This window comes from Roseivivax sp., assembly GCF_054552075.1.
The window spans coordinates 48,015-65,530 of the sequence record NZ_JBTOLZ010000011.1 but is presented as its reverse complement, the minus strand read 5'-3'; the positions used below and the strand labels follow the sequence as shown (position 1 = coordinate 65,530).

Sequence of the window (17,516 nt, the reverse complement as noted above, 5' to 3'; positions counted from 1 at the left end):
GACAAGTCGCGCCGGGGCCCCTAGAGCTTGGCTCTGAAACAAAGGCATATCGAGGCGGACGTGAGCGACAAAGGCCTGCTGGCGATCATCCCCGCGCGCGGCGGATCCAAGGGATTGCCGCGCAAGAACGTGCTGCCCCTGGGCGCGCAGCCGCTCATCGCCTGGACGATACGTGCGGCGCTGGCCTCCGCAGCCGTCCAGCGCGTGATCGTGAGCACCGACGACCGCGAGATTGCCGAGGCCGCCCGCGCCGCCGGGGCCGAGGTCCCCTTCCTGCGCCCGCCCGAACTGGCCTCGGATACGGCCACTTCCGCCGACGTCGTGGCCCATGCCCTTGCGCAGGCGCCCGGCTTTGCCAGCGGTGTCTTGCTCCAACCCACCTCTCCGTTCCGCACCGCCGAGGACATCGACGCCGCGCAGGCGCTTTGGCGGGCTGGGCAGGCCGCGACCTGCGTCTCCGTTTGCGAGGCCGAGGAAAGCCCCTGGCTGATGTTCACCCGAGACCAAGGCGGACAGCTTGGCCGCGTTCTGCCGCTGCCGGAACAAGGGCTTCGGCGGCAGGACCTCGCGCCGGCCTACCTTTTGAACGGGGCGATGTATTTCTTTCGGACAGAGGATTTCCTGGCGGACCGGCAGTTCGTCTCGGACGATACCGTCGGCTACGTGATGCCCCGGGCGCGATCGCTGGATATCGACACCGCCGAGGACCTCGAGCTTGCACGCGAAAGACTTGCCGCCTGGGGTGGCCGCGTGCCGATGGACGTTGAGTGATCCCGCAGCCGCCGCTGGCCTGCAGGCCCCGTGGCCTTGATTTCCGCCGCATGCTAGGGGGACGCAAACGCAACGCGCCAAGGCTCCCATGACCGCCGCCCCAAGATTGATCCTCCATATCGGCCAGGGCAAGACCGGCTCGACCTCGATCCAGAATGCGCTTCGGAACAATCCCGAGACGCTGGCCCGCCACGGCGTCTTCTTTCCCGAGACCGGGCGGCACACCAATCACCAGGATATCTTCACCTATCTGACCGGCGACGTGAAACACCACGATCCGGCGCTCGGTGGCGCGCGTGACGATGCCCGCAAGACCGCGCTTGGCAAGGAGTACTGGGAGGCCGCCCGCCGCCATATCGCCGAGGCCGCCCCGGAGCTGGTGGTCCTGTCCTGCGAGAACCAGTTCCGCCCGTTTTCGGCCGAGGCGCTGACCCGGCTGAGCCGCGAGTTGGAGGGGATGTTCTCCGAGATCCTGGTGACCGCCTACCTGCGCGATCCAGCCGATCACTTCCTGTCCATGGCCCAGCAGGACGTGAAGAAACGCCCCGACATCACCATCCCCGGCGAGACCGCGCTGCGCGACGTGCTGGAGCCCTGGCAGATGCACGGCCCCGGCCCGGTGGAGGTGATCCGCTTTGCCCGCGACACGCTGCAGGACGGCGATGTGGTCGCGGATTTCTGCGCCCGCTACCTGCCCTTTGCCGCGGGCGACCTGAGCATTCCTGCCAATCGCGACAACACCACGATCAGCGCCGAAGCCATGGCCCTGCTGCAGGCCTATCACCGCGGCGAGATCGCGCCGCCGTCGCGCTACCACGCCGCCCGTGCGCAGCGGATGAAGGACTTGATCCAGGCCGCTGACGCCGCCGAGCCGGGCTTTTCCAAGCCGCGGCTTGCCGAGGGTCTGAAGGCCGCAATCGAAGCGCGGGCGCAGGACCTGAGCTGGCTCGAAGAGCAGTTCGGCCTGTCTTTTCCCGGGCTCGATCCGACCGCGATCCCTCGCGACGCGGCGCGGGAGCGTATCGCCGGGATCGATGCGGTCTCGGACATCTGCGCGGTCGACGAGGCGCGGAAAGACGCCCTCTTGCGAAGGGTCCAATCGGCAGGCGCACAAAAGCGCGGCCTGGGCGAGCGGCTCCTCGCGGCCTTCAGGCCCCGGCAAGACGCCAAGAGCGGTTAAGCGCGTGCCGCCATCACGGCGCGCGACAACAGACTGGAAAGAGACATGTCGAAAACAATCATGGTCGTCGGATCGGCGCCGAACGCCAAACTCGTCCCCAGCGACCACATCTATTTCGCCAACTTCTCGGCCATAGTCTTTGCGCCCGAAACGCTGCGCGAGACCGGGGCCAAGACCACGACCGTCTGCGCGGCCTCGGCCTATTTCTTCGACCAGTTTCCCGACCTCTACACCGAAGAGCCCGATCCCGATAAGCCGCGCAAGAACACCTTCCGCTCGATGCAGGACCGCCTGGACCGGCTGAAAGCCGCCCCGGTGGACGAGACGCTGGCCTTTTCGCACAAGGACAAATACCTCGACGGCCTGCCCGCCGAGAAAAGCGAAGCGCGCCTCGTCCCGCCCCAGGAGGTCTTCGACAGCTTCGCGGCCATGGGCCTGACGCGCGATCTCCGCTGGCCCCTGCCCGTCCTGAAAGAGGCGCGGGCCTCGGGGCAGAAGATCCCCCGGAAGGACATGACCTCCTTCCTCAAGGAGTTCTTCTGGAAGCGCCCCGCGCTTTTCTATTCCAGCGGCTATTTCCGCCCGTCGTCGGGTCTGACCACCATGGCCATCGCCATGGCGACGCATGGGCCGGAGGCGCGCTACCTGATCTCGGGGCTGACCTTCGAGAACCGCTCGGGCTATTCCACCGGGATCGCCGCGGATGCCAAGGTGCAGACGACCTCGAAGCACACGATCATCGACCGCCTTCTGATGGAGAAGATCCGCGAACGCTACGCGGTCGAGTTCATCTAGGCTGAAGAAAGCCCGCGTTTTCCGGGCTACTCCGCCTGCCCCAAGACATGGGGCGCCGCCAGCCGCGCACCGCTGATCGAGATGTGGTGGTCGTCGAAGTAAAGCGCCTTGTCGTCGCGCAGCGCGTAGCACTGTTGCGCGTCGCAGAAGACCTCGCTCAGATCGACCAGGTTGACCTCGGGGTCCAGCGCCGACAGCGCGTTGTAGATATCGGCGTTCTGCTCCGCCCAAGTGTCCAGCGGGCGGGCCGCCAGCGCCTCTCCGCCCGAAAAGCGGCTCGCGCTGATGTAGAAGCGGATGTCCCGCGGGATTGTCGGCGGGTGCAGCACCAGGTGAGCGGTCCGGCCCGTCGCCGCGATGTCATTGGCAAGGCGCACCAATGCACCCGCCGCTTCCGGCCCCGTGCCGTCGGTGCGGAAGGCCAGCACCACATTGCGGATCTCGGGGTCGTCGAGGACGGCGGTCAGACGCTCCTGGTAGAAGGCCTCGCAATGGGGCGCCGCGTCGATCCGGTAGCTCGGCGGGCAGCCGCTGATCGTATGATGGACGAGGCCCGCGCCGCGGGGCTCGAGCCCCTCGGCCAGCGCATAGGCCAGCTCGACCCCGTAGCTGTTGCCGTAGACCGCCCAGGAAGCCTCTTCCCCGAAATAGACGCAGGCTTCTTCCAGCGGGAACACGTTGTCTTCGTGGTCGAAATGGCACTTGTCGCGCTTGGGGCTTTCGCCGGCCGAGGCGATCACCCCGAGGAAGTCCTCCGAGAACCTCAAGGCGGTCAAGCGGTCGTTGTTTGCATAGGTCAGGACCGCGATCCCCGCCAAACCGGCAAGCGCCGCCGCCGACGCCAGGAGAACCTGCCCCTTGCCCAGAACGCCGCGCCGGAAGGGCTGTTCGACGAAGCGCCAACTGAGGATCGAGGCGACGAGGATGCCCGCCGAAAGCAAGGCGAACACCCAAGGTCCGCCGGAGAGGCCCGAGATCCGGTAGAATGCGAAGACCGGTTGATGCCAGAGATACAGGCTGTAGGAAATCAGCCCGACCGCCACTACGAGCCTCAGCGACAGCAGCCGATGCACGAGCGTTCCCGGGCGCGCACAGAGAATGACCAAGAGCGTGCCCACCGTCGGCGCCAGGGCGTAAAGGCTCGAAAAGGGCGTCTCTTCGTCATAGGCAAAGACGGAGAACAGGATCAGCCCCAGGCCCAAACCGGCGCCAAGATCAGCCCCGAGGCCGGAGGCCGGTTCGGGGCGCGCACGAAGATAGAGCGCGGCAAAGCTTCCCAGCAGCAGCTCCCACGCCCGGGCCGCCAGGAAGAAAAACGCCGTCTCGGGGTCGCTGTAGGCGGTGTGATGCGCATAGGCGAGGCTGGCCACAAAGATCAGCCCGAAAATGGTGGTCAGCGCCCGGGATCCGAAGCGCCAGATCGCCAGGACCAGCATCGGGAACAGGATGTAGAACTGCTCTTCGACGGCGAGGCTCCAGGTGTGCAGGAGCGGCTTGAGCTCGGCCGCGGTGTCGAAATACCCCGCCTGCAGCTTGAAGATGATGTTCGAGACGAACAGCGCGACCCCAAGCAGGCTTTCGGCGAAGTCCTCCATGTCGCCCGGCAGGAGCAACGCCCAGGCGAACGGCAAGCTGCACAAGACGACGAACAACAGCGCCGGAAGGATCCGCCGGGCCCGCCGGTGGTAGAAGTCCAAGAGGCTGAAGGTGCCCTTGTCCTTGGCGCCAAGAATGAGCGTGGTGATCAGGAAACCGCTGATGACGAAGAAGACATCGACGCCGACGAAGCCGCCGCTGAACAGCTCGACCCCGCCGTGAAACAGGATCACCGGAACAACCGCGACCGCGCGCAGACCGTCGATTTCCTTGCGGTACTGCATATGCGGCGTAGGTCCTAACGGTTGGGCGGCACGGGCGAAGCTCAGGTCGGCTGGGTCACAAATTCACGAAGGCTTCGAGGAAGCGCAACCCGTGATCCGCGGAACGTTCGGGATGGAACTGCACGCCCAGCACGTTGTCGCGCCGCACCGCCGAGGTGATCTCGCGCCCGCCCAGGGTATGGGTCGCGATCAGGTGGTCTGGCTCGGAGACGACGGCCTCGTAGGAATGGACGAAGTAGAAGGCGTTCGGATCAGGCGCTTCCTGAAGAGGCGTGCCCTGCCAGGCGCCGCTCCGGCTTTCGGCCACCGGGCTCCAGCCGATGAAGGGCACGCGAAAGTTCGTGGCCGCGTCCTCCTCGACGGGGATCTTGCGGACGCGGCCCGGAATGAGGCCGAGCCCGGTGTGAGAGCCAAATTCCTCGCTGGTCTCCATCAGGACCTGCAGACCGATGCAGATACCCAGGAAGGGTTTTCCGCTGGCCACGTAGTCGTGGATCACCCGGTCGAGCCCGTCCTGCCGCAGCTTCTCCATCGCCCGTCCGAAGGCCCCTACCCCCGGCAGGATCACCCGGTCGGCGGCAAGGATCCTGTCGGGATCCGCCGTCAGTTCGGCTTCGACGCCGATCTGCTCGAGCGCGCGCCGGACCGAGAAGACATTCCCGATGCCGTAGTCGATGATCGCGCAGGCTGGTTGTGTCACTTCTGTCTCCTCACTGCCCGCCGGAAGAGGCGGCCGCGCCAAGGGGGCGCACGAAGTGCCCATGGGCCGAAACCGTGTCGCGCAGGTCGTCGAGCGACAGCTTGTTCCAATGCAGGGCCTGCGCCACAGCGACCGCCGAGGCCGGCGTCTTCTCGAGCAGCGCGCCCAGGTGGTCTTTCGTGCCGATGCCGCCGGCCGCGACCACGGGCACCCGCACGCTGTCGCAGACCCGCGACACCAGGTCGAGGTCCATGCCGCGGCCGAGGCCCTCCTTGTCGATCGCGGTCAGGATGATCTCGCCCGCCCCCCGGTCGGTCGCCTCGCGCGCCCAGTCGAGCGCCTTGCGCCCGGTGTGATTGCGCCCGTTGTCGGTCATCACCATCCACTCGCCTTCGTAACGGACGGTCTCGATGGCCACGACGCAGGCCTGCGCGCCAAAGGTCTGCGAGATCTCGGTGATCAGCACGGGATCCTGCGTCGCGCCGGTGTTGAGCGCGACCTTGTCCGCCCCGCAGGCCAGAAGCTCGCCGGCGTCCCCCACCGAGCGGACGCCGCCGCCGATGGTCATCGGCACGAAGACCTCCGAGGCGACATCCCGCACGATCTGATGCAGCGAGTTGCGCTGGTAGAGGCTGGCCACGACATCGGTGAACATCAGCTCGTCCGCGCCCTCGGCGGCGTAGCGGGCGGCGAATTCCCGCGGGTCGCCCACCTTGCGCCAGCCCTCCATCTGCACGCCCTTGATGAGCGTCTTCATCTTGACGTCGAGCCGGGCGATCAGGCGAAAGTTCCGCATCTCGCCGGCCCCTCAGATGTCTTCGATCTGGTGGCGCAGCGACCAGGTCCCGTCCTCGACCTGCCAGAGGTGCGGCGACCGGAACTGGTTCGTCAGGGCGTCGAAATATTCCCGGGTCATCTGCGGATGTTCGAACATCTTGTGCGCCTCGGGGAAGGATTTTTCGTCGATCGACAGGTAGTCGAAGACCTCCTCGGCCCAGCGTTCGGGAAACTCGCCGTCGTAACGCTGGATCAGCGCCACGGCTTCCTCGCGCTCGAGATCGCCCGACCGGACCTCCTGCGAAGCGTCATAGGTCGCCCGGCCGATGCCGAATTTCACGAAGGTCGTGTAGTAGTGGAAGTCGTCGATCTTGTCGTCGATCGAGTTGTATTTCGAATAGGTCCCCGCCGTGCGCTCGGGCGAGGCCCGGAACCCGCCGTTTTCCACCGCGAAGTAATAGGCCGACTGCGGGTGCCATTTCAAGTAATACCCGAGGTAATGGACCTCGGCCCCAAGCTCCTTGAGAGGCGAGACATCGGCGGGAAGATAGGGGCTGAGATCGGCCTGGCTCATGCCGAAGTCCGATTTCAGCTGCGCGATGCTTTCGCCGCCGATGTAGAGATCGCTTTCCGACGCGGAGGCGAAGTAGTCGTAGTTGCGCTGCGCCTCGTTGTTGTCGTCGATCGGATTGCCGTATTCGGCCTCGTTCTCGCCGTAGAAGATCAGCGGAATGTTGAACATGATCGCCATTTTGGGCGCAAAGCCCTTCTGGCCTATGATGAACGGCTGGAACGGGTGGAACAGGTTTTCCACGGCCAGCCGGGTCAAAAGCCGTTTCGACCGGCCCGAGGCGGTCATCAGGTAGTTGTCCATGCCGGAATGGATCCAGGCATCGAAGTTCTGGCGCCCCCAATCGGTATAGATGTTCGGCGCCCAGGTGACCGTCAGCGGGTTCATCCCGTATTTGTACTTGAGCATCCAGGACTGGTAGAAACTGTCCTTCCCGCCCGAGCCCGGCACCAGGCAATCGTAGGAGCCGTTGCGGCTGCGGAAGCGGTCGCAGAGCGCGATCAGCTCGCGCTCGCGCTTCTCCCAGTCGATTTCCTTGTTCTTGCGTTCGGCGGTGCGGCAGGCGTCGCAGACCCCGGCCTCGTCGAAGTTGATCGTCTTCTTCTTCGAGGCTTCGGTGTGTTTGAACTCCACCGAGGAATTCGGCCGCTGGTTCGACACGCCGCAATTGCGGCAGAAGGCGACCTCGCCCGGCAAACCGTATTTTCGGGGCAGATCATTGGCTTGCGGCGCAAAGTCCGTCCAGTTCAGCGGTTTTTCCAGCGCGTTCGGCTTCGGTGCCATTGTTCACTCCACTGATCAGCGATCTGGCGCCGTTTTGGAGACAGTTCTCTTTTGGTGCAAGCGATTACAGTGCGAATGCGCGCCGTCGGGGGGGCCTGCGCTGCGGCGTGATCCTTGAGAAAAGTTGCCCCTTGGGATGTCGCGCGCTCGGGTCCAGCCCGATGCCCGCCCACTCCCACCTCCACGCCCACTAATATTCGAATGTGATTATTCGTCATTGAAACCCCGCGCGAAAATCCCCCCGGCGCGCTTTACCCCGGCCCCGGGCGCCGCTACCTCCGGCCTTGCGTCCAGCTTCAACCGCCCCGGGGGCCCCATGACCGCGCCGACGCTTCGCGAGATCGCCCGCGTCTTCCACCGCATCGGCTGGCTCTCCTTCGGCGGGCCGGCGGCGCAGATCGCGCTTCTGCACCGCAGCACCGTGGAAGAGCGGCGCTGGCTCGACGAGCCGCGCTATCTCGATGCGCTCAGCCTCTGCATGCTCCTGCCCGGCCCCGAGGCGATGCAGCTCGCGACCTATGCCGGCTGGTCGCAGCGCGGCGTGGCGGGCGGGCTGATCGCGGGCGGGCTTTTCGTGCTGCCCGGCGCGCTGGTCATCGGGGCGCTGGCGCTCCTGCATGCGGCGCTTGGGGAGGATCCGCTGGCCGCGGCGCTGCTGCTCGGCGTGCAGGCCACGGTGATCGTGATCGTCCTGCAGGCCCTGGCGCGGCTCGCGCAGAGGACGCTCGACGGGCCGGTCAAACCCGCGCTGGCGCTTTTGGCCTTCCTCGCGATCTACGCGGGCGGGGTGCCCTTCCCGGTGATCCTGGCGCTTGCGGCGGGGGCCGGGGCGCTCCTCTTCCGCCCCGAAGCCCCCAAAGCCCCGCCGCCGCCCGCGCCGCCCCTGCCGCTGACCCGCCTGGCCGTCTGGGCCGCGCTCTGGCTCGCGCCGCTGGGCCTCCTTCTCCTGAGCGACGCGCCCTTCCTCACCGAGATCGCAACATTCTTCGCCAAGCTCGCCGTGGTCAGCTTCGGCGGCGCCTATGCGGCCCTGGCCTATATGGCGCAGGACGCGAGCTGGGTGGCGCCCGAGACCATGATCGACGCGCTGGGGCTCGCCGAGACCACGCCGGGCCCGCTGGTCCTCGCCACGCAGTTCGTCGCCATGCGCGCGGGCGCCGAGCTGGGCGGGCTGCCGCTGGCGCTTCTGGCGGGCGGGCTGACGCTCTGGATGATGTTCCTGCCCTCCTTCCTCTTCATCTTTGCGCTGGCCGCGCATCTCGACTGGCTGCGCGCCCGACCGGCACTGAAAGGCGCGCTTTCAGGCGTCACCGCGGCGGTGCTGGGGGTGATCCTCAACCTCTCGGTCTTCTTCGCGCTGCACGTGCTTTTCGCCGAGACCGCGGTGCTGTCCCTCGGTCCGCTCAGCGCCGAAACGCCGGTCTGGGCCAGCCTCTCGCCCCGCGCGCTGGGGCTGACGGCGCTGGCCGCGCTCCTGATCTTCGGGATGCGCCGGGGCATCGTCACGACGCTGGCGGTTTCGGCCGGAACCTCGGCGCTTCTGGCGCAGATCTGACGCCTCCGCCCGCGGCCCGAGGGAAATTAGCCCGTCCCGCCCCCTTTTCCTCGGCTCGAAAACCAATATCATCGGGGCACAGCTTGCCGAAGGAACCCCCATGTCCCGTGGAATCGACTACGGAAACCTGATGCACGAGGCCATGCGCGGCCTGATCCAGAAGGTGCTGATCGGTGTGGCCGAGCGCGGATTGCCCGGCGACCACCATTTCTTCATCACCTTCGACACCGCGCATCCCGACGTGGAGCTGGCCGACTGGCTGTCGGACCGCTACCCCGGCGAGATGACCGTGGTCATGCAGCATTGGTTCGACGCGCTCGAGGTCACCGACGAGGGCTTCTCGGTCACGCTGAACTTCGGCGAGGCGCCGGAGCGGCTCTATATCCCCTACGACGCGATCAAGACCTTCGTGGACCCCTCGGTCGAATTCGGGCTGAAGTTCGAATCCCCCGACGATCGCGACGACGGCGACGACGGGCCGGGTCAGGAGGCCGCCGACGAGGACGCCGAGGACGAGGCGCCCGAGGATCACAAGGACGCCGAGATCGTCAGCCTCGATTCCTTCCGGAAGTGAGCGCGAGGGGGCCGCGTGGCTGCCCCCGCATCGCCCACCACAGCCCTGCCGCCCGCACCCCGGTGCCGCCCCGCTCTTGGCCTTCGCGCCTCGGGCGGCTAAAGCGCATGCGAGTGTATACCGATCGCGAAAGGATGCCCCATGAGTGAGACCCGCACCGAGACCGACAGCTTCGGCCCGCTCGACGTTCCCGCCGAGAAATACTGGGGCGCCCAGACCCAGCGCTCGATCATGAACTTCCCAATCGGCTGGGAGCGCCAGCCGGTGCCGATCATCCGCGGCCTCGGCGCGATCAAGAAGGCCTGCGCCCTGACCAACGTCGAGCTCGGCAATATGGAGGCCGAGATCGGCGAGGCCATCGCCGCCGCCGCGCAGGAGGTGATCGACGGCAAGTTCGACGACAACTTCCCGCTGGTGGTCTGGCAGACCGGCTCGGGCACCCAGTCGAACATGAACGCCAACGAGGTGATCTCGAACCGCGCGATCGAGATGCTGGGCGGCGAGAAGGGCTCGAAAAGCCCGGTGCACCCGAACGATCACTGCAACATGGGCCAGTCCTCGAACGACACCTTCCCGACAGCCATGCATGTGGGCATCGGCCTGCAGGCGCGCGACGTGCTGCTGCCGGGCCTGCGCAAGCTGCACGCCGCGCTGGTCGCCAAGTCCGAGGATTTCGCCGAGATCATCAAGATCGGCCGCACCCACACCCAGGACGCCACACCGCTCACGCTGGGCCAGGAGTTCTCGGGCTACGCCCATCAGGTCGCCAAGGGCATCGAGCGCGTCGAGGCCTGCCTGCCCGACATCTACGAGCTGGCCCAGGGCGGCACCGCGGTCGGCACCGGGCTCAACACCAAGAAAGGCTGGGACGCCAAGGTCGCGGCCCGCATCGCCGAGATCACCGGCCTGCCCTTCGTCACCGCGCCGAACAAGTTCGAGGCCTTGGCCGCGCATGACGCCATGGTGATGTTCTCGGGCGCGCTGAAGACCGTGGCGGCCTCGCTTTTCAAGATCGCCAACGACATCCGGCTTCTGGGCTCCGGCCCGCGCTCGGGGCTGGGTGAGCTGATCCTGCCGGAGAACGAGCCCGGCTCCTCGATCATGCCCGGCAAGGTGAACCCGACCCAGGCCGAGGCGCTGACCATGGTCTGCGCCCATGTCATGGGCAATGACGCCGCGGTGGGCTTCGCGGGCTCGCAGGGGCATTTCGAGCTCAACGTCTACAACCCGATGATGAGCTACAACGTGCTGCAATCGATGCAGCTTCTGGGCGACAGCGCCTCGGCTTTCACCGACAACATGGTCGCCGGCATCGAGGCCAACGAGTCGCGGATCGGCGAGCTGATGCGCAATTCGCTGATGCTGGTCACCGCGCTGGCGCCGACCATCGGCTACGACAACGCCACCAAGGTCGCCAAGACCGCGCACAAGAACGGCACGACGCTGAAGGAAGAGGCGATCGCACTGGGCTTCGTGGACGCGGAGACCTTCGACCGCGTGGTGCGGCCCGAGGAGATGATCGGCCCGAAGGAGTGAGGGTTTGCCGGGGCCGGGTCCGTGGTGGGCCCGGCCTCGGGTTGTTTGAGGGGGGATGGTCGTGAGTTTTGCCGCGCGGCGCTTGGGGTGACGTTTGAGCCTGTGGCGGGCTTGGGGTGGGGTTTGAGCCTGCGGCGGGCTTGGGCCGGTTGGCGCTTGGATTGAATTTTGAGCGTGTGGCGTTCGGCCTCGGTTTTTTTTTAATGGCGACGGTGGTGAAGCTGGTGAGCTTTCCTGCGTGGCGCTTGGGGTGAAGTTTGAGCGTGCGGCGGGCTTAAGCCGGTTGGCGCTTGGATTGACGTTTGAGCCTGCGGCGCCCGGGCCGTGTGGCGCTTGGGGTGACCTGTGATGGCGCCGCGGGCTTTGGGCACGACTTGGGAGGCATGATCTGACACCGCCCGGCACGTCATGGGACACCTCCCCCGCAGCGTCCCATATCCCACGATCGGGAAAGCTCTCAGCCTGCCCCGATCACCGCCAGCCCCACCTCAATCGATACGCAGAACACCAACCACCCCGCGCCCCTTGCGCCCGAACAGCACCGAAGGTGCCGGGCGCGCGCCGGACCGGCCCCTTGGGCCGTCGCTCCCTCGAATGGCGCGCATAGCATGCCCCTAGTCCTGACCTTGTTGGGATAAAGCGCCTCGCTCAAAGGTCAGAAGCGCCGGCCCCCGGTCCGGTGCGCGCCCTCTGTTGTGCGGGCTGTTGGCGGGGAGAGCGTCGACGTCCGGCCCTGACCACTAAGGGTTGGGCTCTGGCCGCTAGGGGGCGGGCACTGGACACGCGGGGTCGGGCACTGACCACATCGGAGATTGCGCCCTCCCCAATCGTCGCCATCACCGCAACCTTCACCGTCACCCTCAGCCCCAAGCGCCAATCCTTCGTCACACCATCCCACCACCCTCACCACCCCTTCCGCTCCCCTGCCCGCCCGCCTAAACTCCCCACCCATGAGCAAGGTCACCAACCTCAAGGCCGCCCGGAAGGCCCGCGCGCGGGCGGAGAAGCGGCAGCAGGGCGACGAGAACGCCCGCGCCTTCGGCCGCAGCAAGGCCGAGAAGACCCGCGAGGCGGCGGAGCGCGAGAAGGCCCGGCGCGACCTCGACGGGCACCGGCGCGAATGACCGACCGGCCCGCGAAACGCTCGCTGACGCTGCGCGGGCACCGGACCTCGGTCTCGCTCGAGGAGGACTTCTGGCAGGAGTTCCGCGCCATCGCCCGGCGCGAGGGCAAGCCGGTCAACGCGCTGGCGGTCGAGATCGACGCCGAACGGGGGCTCGAGACCGGGCTGGCCTCGGCGATCCGGCTTTACGTGCTGCGCGACCTCAAGGCGCGCTCAGGCGGGTAAGGCGCGGGGCGGGGCTCGGGAAGGTGCGAGACAGAGGGCGGGCCTGGGTCAGAATGGCCGCCCAAGCGGGCGCTGCGCAACGCTCCCACCAGCGGCCCGCAGGGCCGCAAGCCCGCAGAGCACCTCAAGCGCCCGGACCACCTGCAAGCGCCCGGTCCTCCTGCAAGCCCCCAGATCTCCTGCAAGCGCCTCAACCACAAGCCTCGGCGCCCCACACCCCCAAACACCTACTGCCTAATCTCGAACACCATCGAGACCTGCGCGCTGATCCCCGTCTCGCCGCGCGCCACCGGGACCGCGCCGTCGGCGGCCATGCGCATCTCCGCCATGGGCACCGGGCCGGGATAGCCGCCGCCCTGCTCCGAGAGCGACAAGACCCGCCCGAGCGTCACCCCCGCGGCCTCGGCGTATAGCTCGGCCCGGGCGCGGGCGTCGGCCACCGCCTCGCGGCGCGCGGCCTCGAGGAGCGGCTCGGGATCGGCCAGCCCGAAGGAGAGCCCGGAAAGCTGGTTCGCCCCGTCGCCGGTCACCGCCCCCAGAACTTCGCCCAGCCGGTCGAGATCGCGCACACGGACAGACAGCGTGTTCGAGGCCCGGAAGCCCCGGATCTCGGGCGGCCCGTCGCTATTGCGGCGGTCGCTGTAGACCGGGTTCAGCGAGAGGTTCGAGGTCTGCACGTCGCGCTCCTCGATCTCGAACCCCGCGAGCCGCTCGAGGATCCGCGCGGCGACCTCGGAGGTCTGGTCCAGCGCCGCCTCGGCGCTCTCGGCCTCGGCCATGACGCCCAGGGTCACCGTCGCCATGTCGGGCACCGCCCGGGCCTCGCCCTCGCCGCTGACCGAAAGCCGGGCGACGGGCGGATCCCCCGCCTCCTGGGCCGAAAGCGGCAGGGCCAGGCAGGCCAGGGCCAGGACGGGAGCGATGAGACGGATCATGGATGCCTCCTTGCGGGCGATGGGGTCTGCCGTCACTCTCGGGCCAAGCGCGGGGCGGCGCAAGCCGCGCCGGCGGATATCGGCGCGCCCCGGCGGAGAGGCGCGCCCCGAGACGACTGCAGACTCCCATGAGTGCCTGAGCGATGCTAAGAGTGCCCCATGAAACCTGAATTCGCCCTGAACCTGTCCTTCGACGGCATCACCCTCCTGCGCCGGGTGCGCGGCGGCTGGGCGATCCTCGGCGAGGCGGCGCTCGACGGCGACATGGCCCGCGAGATGGCCTGGCTGCGCGAGGCCGCCGCGGCCGCCGCGCCCCATGGCACCGAGGTCAAGCTGATCCTGCCCGAGGACCAGATCAAGTTCCTCGACCGCGAGGCCGGCGGCGCGCCCGAGACCGCGGCCCGCGCAGCCCTCGAAGGCGCGACGCCCTACCCGGTCGCCGAGCTGCGCATCGACGCCGAGGAGACCGGCGGACGGCTGCATGTCGCCGCCGTGGCCGAGGAGACCCTCGCCGAGGCCGAGGCCTTCGCGCTGGAACACGGCTTCCAACCGGTGGGCTTCGTCGCGGCCAAGGGCAACGGCTTCGGCCGCGAGGTGGTCTTCGGGCCCGCGCAGAGCTGGACCGGCAAGGCGCTGACGCCGGAGAGTGCCGGGCTGAAGATCGTGCCGATGCCGGAGGGGGTGGAGGTGTCGGCTGGTGAGACTGACGCAGAGGCTGCGGTTGATGCGGATCCATCGCCGCGCGCACCCTTTGCCGCGGAGGACGATGCACCCGCGCCTGAGACCCCGGAGCAGGCCCCCACCGCCGAAGCCCCGGCATCGGAAGTCTTTGAAGACACGCCCGAAGCCGCGGAAGACGATCAGCCTATCGACGAGCCGGAAGCGGCGCCTGATAACGCCTTGGCGTCAGATTCTCCCGAACACGCGCCCGGGGAAGCTCACGCCAAGACCTCGGACGAAGAGCCGACGCAGGCCCGCCCCGATACCGCCGACCAAGAAAACGTGGTGGAGCCCGAGGTCTCTCCCGCGCCCACACCGGCCCCCTCCGAAGCAGATTCCAAGTCCTCGGACGCCACTTCAGAGCAGTCTTCCCAACCGGAGCCGACATCGCCAGATGCGTCGGAAGCTGCTCCTCACGCTCAACCGTCCGAACCGGAGTCGTCCGACCCCGAGGCCCCGGAGGCGACACCCACCGAAGAGCCTTCCGCCCCGGAGCCCCCGGCATCCAAGGCAAAGGCCAAGGCGCCCCCCGCACCCCGCGCCGAACCGGCGCAGGCCTCCTTCGCCTTCCAGAGCACCCGCAGCCGCGAGGAGGCGCGCGAGAGCCCGCGCGCGCCGCTCAGGGCCAACCCCGAGGACCGCCCCGCCGGGCGGCTCTCGCTGAGCAAGACCTCCAAGCGCAAAGCTCCGGCGGCGCCCAAGAAACCCGCGGCGAAGAAGGCCGCCGAGGGCCCCGCGACGCCCGCGCCCGATCTCGAGGCGAGCCTCTCGCGCCCCGATCCCGTGCCGCCCCTGCGCTCGGAGCGCCGGTCGGACGCCACGCCGCCGCTGCGCGCCGAGCGGTCCTCCGACGCGGCCCCGCGCGATGCGGCGGAGCCCGGCTCCGAAGCCAAGCCCGCGCGCGGGTCCCGCGCCGCCCCTGTGCCGCCCGCGCGGCCCGGGCGGGCGGCGGAGCCCGGCCCGCAGCTCTCCAAGCCCTCGGGGCAGGCCCCCGCGCCGCGCGCCGAGGCAGGCGACGACATTCCCCCGGCTCCGCGCCGCTCGGGGGCTGGAGCCCGGCCCGAGCCCCAAGCCGAGCCCCCCGTCGCGCCGCTGCGCCCCGCCGCCGCTGCACAGGGCGAAGGCCGCCGAGACACCGCGCCGCAGACGCCCCAGCGCCCCCAAAGCGGCGCCCCCCAGGCCGAGGACCGCTCCGCCGAGCGCCCGCCGCTCAGCGCGCGGGACCGGATCGCGGCGCTGCGCCCGGGCACCGAAGCGCCCGCGGGCACGGCCGTCGACACGCCCGCGCTGGCCGCGGGCCTCGCCGCCTTCTCGGGCTCGCGCCGCGACGACCCGGCGGAGGCCCCGGGCCCCGAGGCCGCGCAGAACCTGCCGCGCGGCACCCGCCCCGGGGTCGGCAGCTTCTTCGCCCGCAAACCGCGCATCGACCCCGAGAAAGCCGCCGAGGAAGAGCGCATGACCGTCTTCGGCGCGCGCCGGAAGGACGGCTATGTCGGCGGCAAGCCGCGCTACCTGGGCCTGATGCTGACCTCGGCGCTGCTGGTCTTCCTCCTGGGGGTCGCGGCCTGGGCCTCGGTCTTCCTCGAGGACGGCATCGCGCGGTTCTTCCGCGAGACGCCCGAGACCGCGGTCGCGAGCCTCGCCCCATCCGAGGACCTGCCGGCCCTGCCGCTCGAGACCAGCGCGCGGCCCGCGGCGCGGCCTGCCCCGGCGCCCGAGGTGGACCCGGTCCGCGAGGCCCGGCTCGAGACCGGGGCGGAGACCGACGCCGCCCGCAGCCCCGCGCCCGAGAGCGCGGAGGAGGCCGGTGCGGAACCCGCCCCCGAGGCCCCTGCGGCCCTGCCCGAGGCGCCCGCCGAGGCCCCGCCCCGGCTGCTCTCGCCCGAGGAGGCCGAGGCCACCTATGCCGCGACCGGCATCTGGCAGCGCGCCCCCGGCGCGCCCGCCGAGATCGCGGGCGAGGAGTCCGGCGACCCCTATGTCGCCTCGATTGACCCCGAGGTGCCGCAGTTCGACGCCACCGCCCTGCCCGAGGTCGCGGCCGCGCCCGACAGCGCCCCGGCCTCGCTGCCGATCCCGGCGCCCGCGGGCACGCCCTTCGACCTCGACGCCCGCGGGCTGGTGCGCGCGACGCCCGAGGGCGCGGTGAACCCCGACCGCGTGCGGATCTTCGCGGGCCTGCCGCCGGCGGTGCCGCCCCGGCGCGGCGCGGCGCTGGCGCCGCTGATGGAGGCGATCCCCGAGCGCGGCGACGGCTCGCGCCCGGCCCCGACCGAGATCTTCAACCGCGTGCAGGAGAGCAGCGGGCTGCGCCCCTCGGCCCGGCCCGAGGACCTGCAGGAACAGAACGACCGCGCCAATCTCGCGGGCTTCTCTCGGAGCGAGCTGGCGGCCTTCCGGCCCGAGGTCCGGCCCGAGAACGCCAAGGACGAGTTGGAGGCCGACCGCAGCGCCACCGCCCAGGCGGTCGAGACCTCGAACCGGCCAAGCGGGCGGCCCGGCAATATCGCCGCCATCGTCGCCGCGGTGGAGGCCAGCCGCGCCGCCGCGCCCGCGCCCGCGCAGTCCCAGCAGGTCGCCCAGGCCGCGCCCCGCACCGTGGCGCCGAGCGTGCCCTCCAACACCTCGGTCAGCCGCGCGGCGACCGAGGAGAACGCGCTGAACCTGCGCCGGATCAACCTGATCGGGGTCTATGGCAACGAGTCGAACCGCCAGGCGCTGGTGCGGCTCGGCAACGGGCGCTACGTGAAGGTCGGGGTCGGAGACCGGCTCGACGGCGGGCGCGTCTCGGCCATCGGCGAGAGCCAGTTGCGCTACGTGAAGGGCGGGCGCAACATGACGCTGGAGATGCCGCGGGGGTGAGGCGGCGGCGCGGGTGTCTGGGTGGGTGCTTGAAAGGCGCGGCCACTGGGACGCAATTCCGCGAATACGCTTGGCACGCTGCTCGCTGCTCTTAGCCTTTAGTTCCTTGCTAAAGCCTCACAGCCGCGCAACTCGCAGCCCGAGATCCAGAGTTCACAGCCCTCTGCCCTCTGCCCTCTGAACCGAAGCCGCCCCTGCTCCCTCTCCACAAGCACCATCAGAGGGCGCGCGGCGGACCGGGGGTCGGCGCTTCCGACCTCTGAGCTGAGCACTTTATCCCAACAAGGTCAGGACTAGGGGACAGCTAAGCACGCCACCCCAAGGAGCGCCGGCCCAAGGGGCCGGTCCGGCGCGCGCCCGGCATCTTCGATGCTATTCGGGCGCAAGGAGGGGTTGGTGTGACCGGCCGCTCTCGTGCAGACGACGGTTTGGCGTGTTTCTGGAGGAAGCGCCCCCGCTCCCTCTCCACAAGCACCGCCAGAGGGCGCGCGGCGGACCGGGGGCTGGCGCTGCTGACCTCTGAGCTGCG

Annotated in this window: 14 protein-coding genes; 9 read left to right on the top strand and 5 right to left on the bottom strand. The window is 69.0% G+C overall.

Features of this window, described 5'->3' with window-relative positions:
- Positions 1–60 precede the first annotated feature (60 nt).
- The 3 genes from ACX938_RS10290 to ACX938_RS10280 all read left to right on the top strand — a co-directional run bounded on the left by ACX938_RS10290 (position 61) and on the right by ACX938_RS10280 (position 2,746).
- On the top strand, positions 61–771 hold the full coding sequence (locus tag ACX938_RS10290) for an acylneuraminate cytidylyltransferase family protein (protein ID WP_459430975.1): 711 nt from the start codon (positions 61–63) through the stop codon (positions 769–771).
- An 88-nt stretch (positions 772–859) separates the two neighbouring features.
- Complete coding sequence (locus tag ACX938_RS10285; protein WP_459430974.1) at positions 860–1,951, top strand: hypothetical protein; 1,092 nt, start codon at positions 860–862, stop codon at positions 1,949–1,951.
- A 45-nt stretch (positions 1,952–1,996) separates the two neighbouring features.
- Positions 1,997–2,746, top strand: coding sequence for a hypothetical protein (locus ACX938_RS10280; RefSeq protein WP_459430973.1), 750 nt, complete (start codon positions 1,997–1,999; stop codon positions 2,744–2,746).
- 26 nt (positions 2,747–2,772) lie between these two features.
- Here the strand turns inward: ACX938_RS10280 and ACX938_RS10275 are convergent, their stop codons facing one another.
- The 4 genes from ACX938_RS10275 to ACX938_RS10260 are packed head-to-tail and all read right to left on the bottom strand — an operon-like array spanning position 2,773 to position 7,457.
- On the bottom strand, positions 2,773–4,626 hold the full coding sequence (locus ACX938_RS10275; RefSeq protein ID WP_459430972.1) for an acyltransferase family protein: 1,854 nt from the start codon (positions 4,624–4,626) through the stop codon (positions 2,773–2,775).
- 55 nt (positions 4,627–4,681) lie between these two features.
- On the bottom strand, positions 4,682–5,326 hold the full coding sequence (hisH, locus tag ACX938_RS10270; protein WP_459430971.1) for an imidazole glycerol phosphate synthase subunit HisH: 645 nt from the start codon (positions 5,324–5,326) through the stop codon (positions 4,682–4,684).
- A gap of 10 nt (positions 5,327–5,336) precedes the next feature.
- Positions 5,337–6,122 carry an imidazole glycerol phosphate synthase subunit HisF gene (gene hisF / locus ACX938_RS10265; RefSeq protein ID WP_459430970.1) on the bottom strand — a complete coding sequence of 262 codons (786 nt, stop codon included), beginning with the start codon at positions 6,120–6,122 and terminating at the stop codon, positions 5,337–5,339.
- Between the two features lie 12 nt (positions 6,123–6,134).
- Positions 6,135–7,457, bottom strand: a complete 1,323-nt coding sequence (locus ACX938_RS10260) for an N-acetyl sugar amidotransferase (RefSeq protein WP_459430969.1) — start codon at positions 7,455–7,457, stop codon at positions 6,135–6,137.
- Between the two features lie 316 nt (positions 7,458–7,773).
- Between ACX938_RS10260 and chrA the strand changes: the two genes are divergently transcribed.
- The 5 genes from chrA (at position 7,774) to ACX938_RS10235 (ending at position 12,470) form a co-directional block, all read left to right on the top strand.
- Complete coding sequence (gene chrA / locus ACX938_RS10255; protein ID WP_459430968.1) at positions 7,774–9,012, top strand: chromate efflux transporter; 1,239 nt, start codon at positions 7,774–7,776, stop codon at positions 9,010–9,012.
- A gap of 100 nt (positions 9,013–9,112) precedes the next feature.
- Positions 9,113–9,586, top strand: a complete 474-nt coding sequence (locus tag ACX938_RS10250) for an SspB family protein (protein WP_232751887.1) — start codon at positions 9,113–9,115, stop codon at positions 9,584–9,586.
- A 141-nt stretch (positions 9,587–9,727) separates the two neighbouring features.
- Positions 9,728–11,122, top strand: a complete 1,395-nt coding sequence (fumC, locus tag ACX938_RS10245) for a class II fumarate hydratase (protein ID WP_459430967.1) — start codon at positions 9,728–9,730, stop codon at positions 11,120–11,122.
- Between the two features lie 950 nt (positions 11,123–12,072).
- A complete protein-coding gene (locus ACX938_RS10240) occupies positions 12,073–12,246 on the top strand; it encodes a DUF4169 family protein (protein ID WP_232751889.1) in 174 nt (57 codons plus the stop codon).
- The gene (locus ACX938_RS10235; protein WP_459430966.1) at positions 12,243–12,470 is read left to right on the top strand and encodes a ribbon-helix-helix domain-containing protein; all 228 of its coding nucleotides are present in this window, start codon (positions 12,243–12,245) and stop codon (positions 12,468–12,470) included. The genes ACX938_RS10240 and ACX938_RS10235 overlap by 4 nt, the downstream gene beginning before the upstream one ends.
- A 227-nt stretch (positions 12,471–12,697) precedes the next feature.
- Here ACX938_RS10235 and ACX938_RS10230 read toward each other — a convergent pair whose 3' ends face one another.
- Positions 12,698–13,405: an SIMPL domain-containing protein gene (locus ACX938_RS10230; RefSeq protein WP_232751891.1), complete on the bottom strand. Its 708-nt coding sequence runs from the start codon at positions 13,403–13,405 to the stop codon at positions 12,698–12,700.
- 159 nt (positions 13,406–13,564) lie between these two features.
- On the opposite strand from ACX938_RS10230, the gene ACX938_RS10225 reads away from it, so the two are divergent.
- Positions 13,565–16,987, top strand: a complete 3,423-nt coding sequence (locus tag ACX938_RS10225) for a hypothetical protein (protein WP_459430965.1) — start codon at positions 13,565–13,567, stop codon at positions 16,985–16,987.
- The last annotated feature ends 529 nt before the right edge of the window (positions 16,988–17,516 follow it).

Excerpts from the sequence above, each read along its gene's own strand:
- ACX938_RS10285 (WP_459430974.1), top strand. The coding sequence starts at position 860 with ATGACCGCCGCCCCAAGATTGATCCTCCATATCGGCCAGGGCAAGACC.
- ACX938_RS10280 (WP_459430973.1), top strand. The coding sequence starts at position 1,997 with ATGTCGAAAACAATCATGGTCGTCGGATCGGCGCCGAACGCCAAACTC.
- ACX938_RS10275 (WP_459430972.1), bottom strand. The coding sequence starts at position 4,626 with ATGCAGTACCGCAAGGAAATCGACGGTCTGCGCGCGGTCGCGGTTGTT.
- hisF (WP_459430970.1), bottom strand. The coding sequence starts at position 6,122 with ATGCGGAACTTTCGCCTGATCGCCCGGCTCGACGTCAAGATGAAGACG.
- ACX938_RS10260 (WP_459430969.1), bottom strand. The coding sequence starts at position 7,457 with ATGGCACCGAAGCCGAACGCGCTGGAAAAACCGCTGAACTGGACGGAC.
- chrA (WP_459430968.1), top strand. The coding sequence starts at position 7,774 with ATGACCGCGCCGACGCTTCGCGAGATCGCCCGCGTCTTCCACCGCATC.
- ACX938_RS10250 (WP_232751887.1), top strand. The coding sequence starts at position 9,113 with ATGTCCCGTGGAATCGACTACGGAAACCTGATGCACGAGGCCATGCGC.
- fumC (WP_459430967.1), top strand. The coding sequence starts at position 9,728 with ATGAGTGAGACCCGCACCGAGACCGACAGCTTCGGCCCGCTCGACGTT.
- ACX938_RS10240 (WP_232751889.1), top strand. The coding sequence starts at position 12,073 with ATGAGCAAGGTCACCAACCTCAAGGCCGCCCGGAAGGCCCGCGCGCGG.
- ACX938_RS10235 (WP_459430966.1), top strand. The coding sequence starts at position 12,243 with ATGACCGACCGGCCCGCGAAACGCTCGCTGACGCTGCGCGGGCACCGG.
- ACX938_RS10230 (WP_232751891.1), bottom strand. The coding sequence starts at position 13,405 with ATGATCCGTCTCATCGCTCCCGTCCTGGCCCTGGCCTGCCTGGCCCTG.
- ACX938_RS10225 (WP_459430965.1), top strand. The coding sequence starts at position 13,565 with ATGAAACCTGAATTCGCCCTGAACCTGTCCTTCGACGGCATCACCCTC.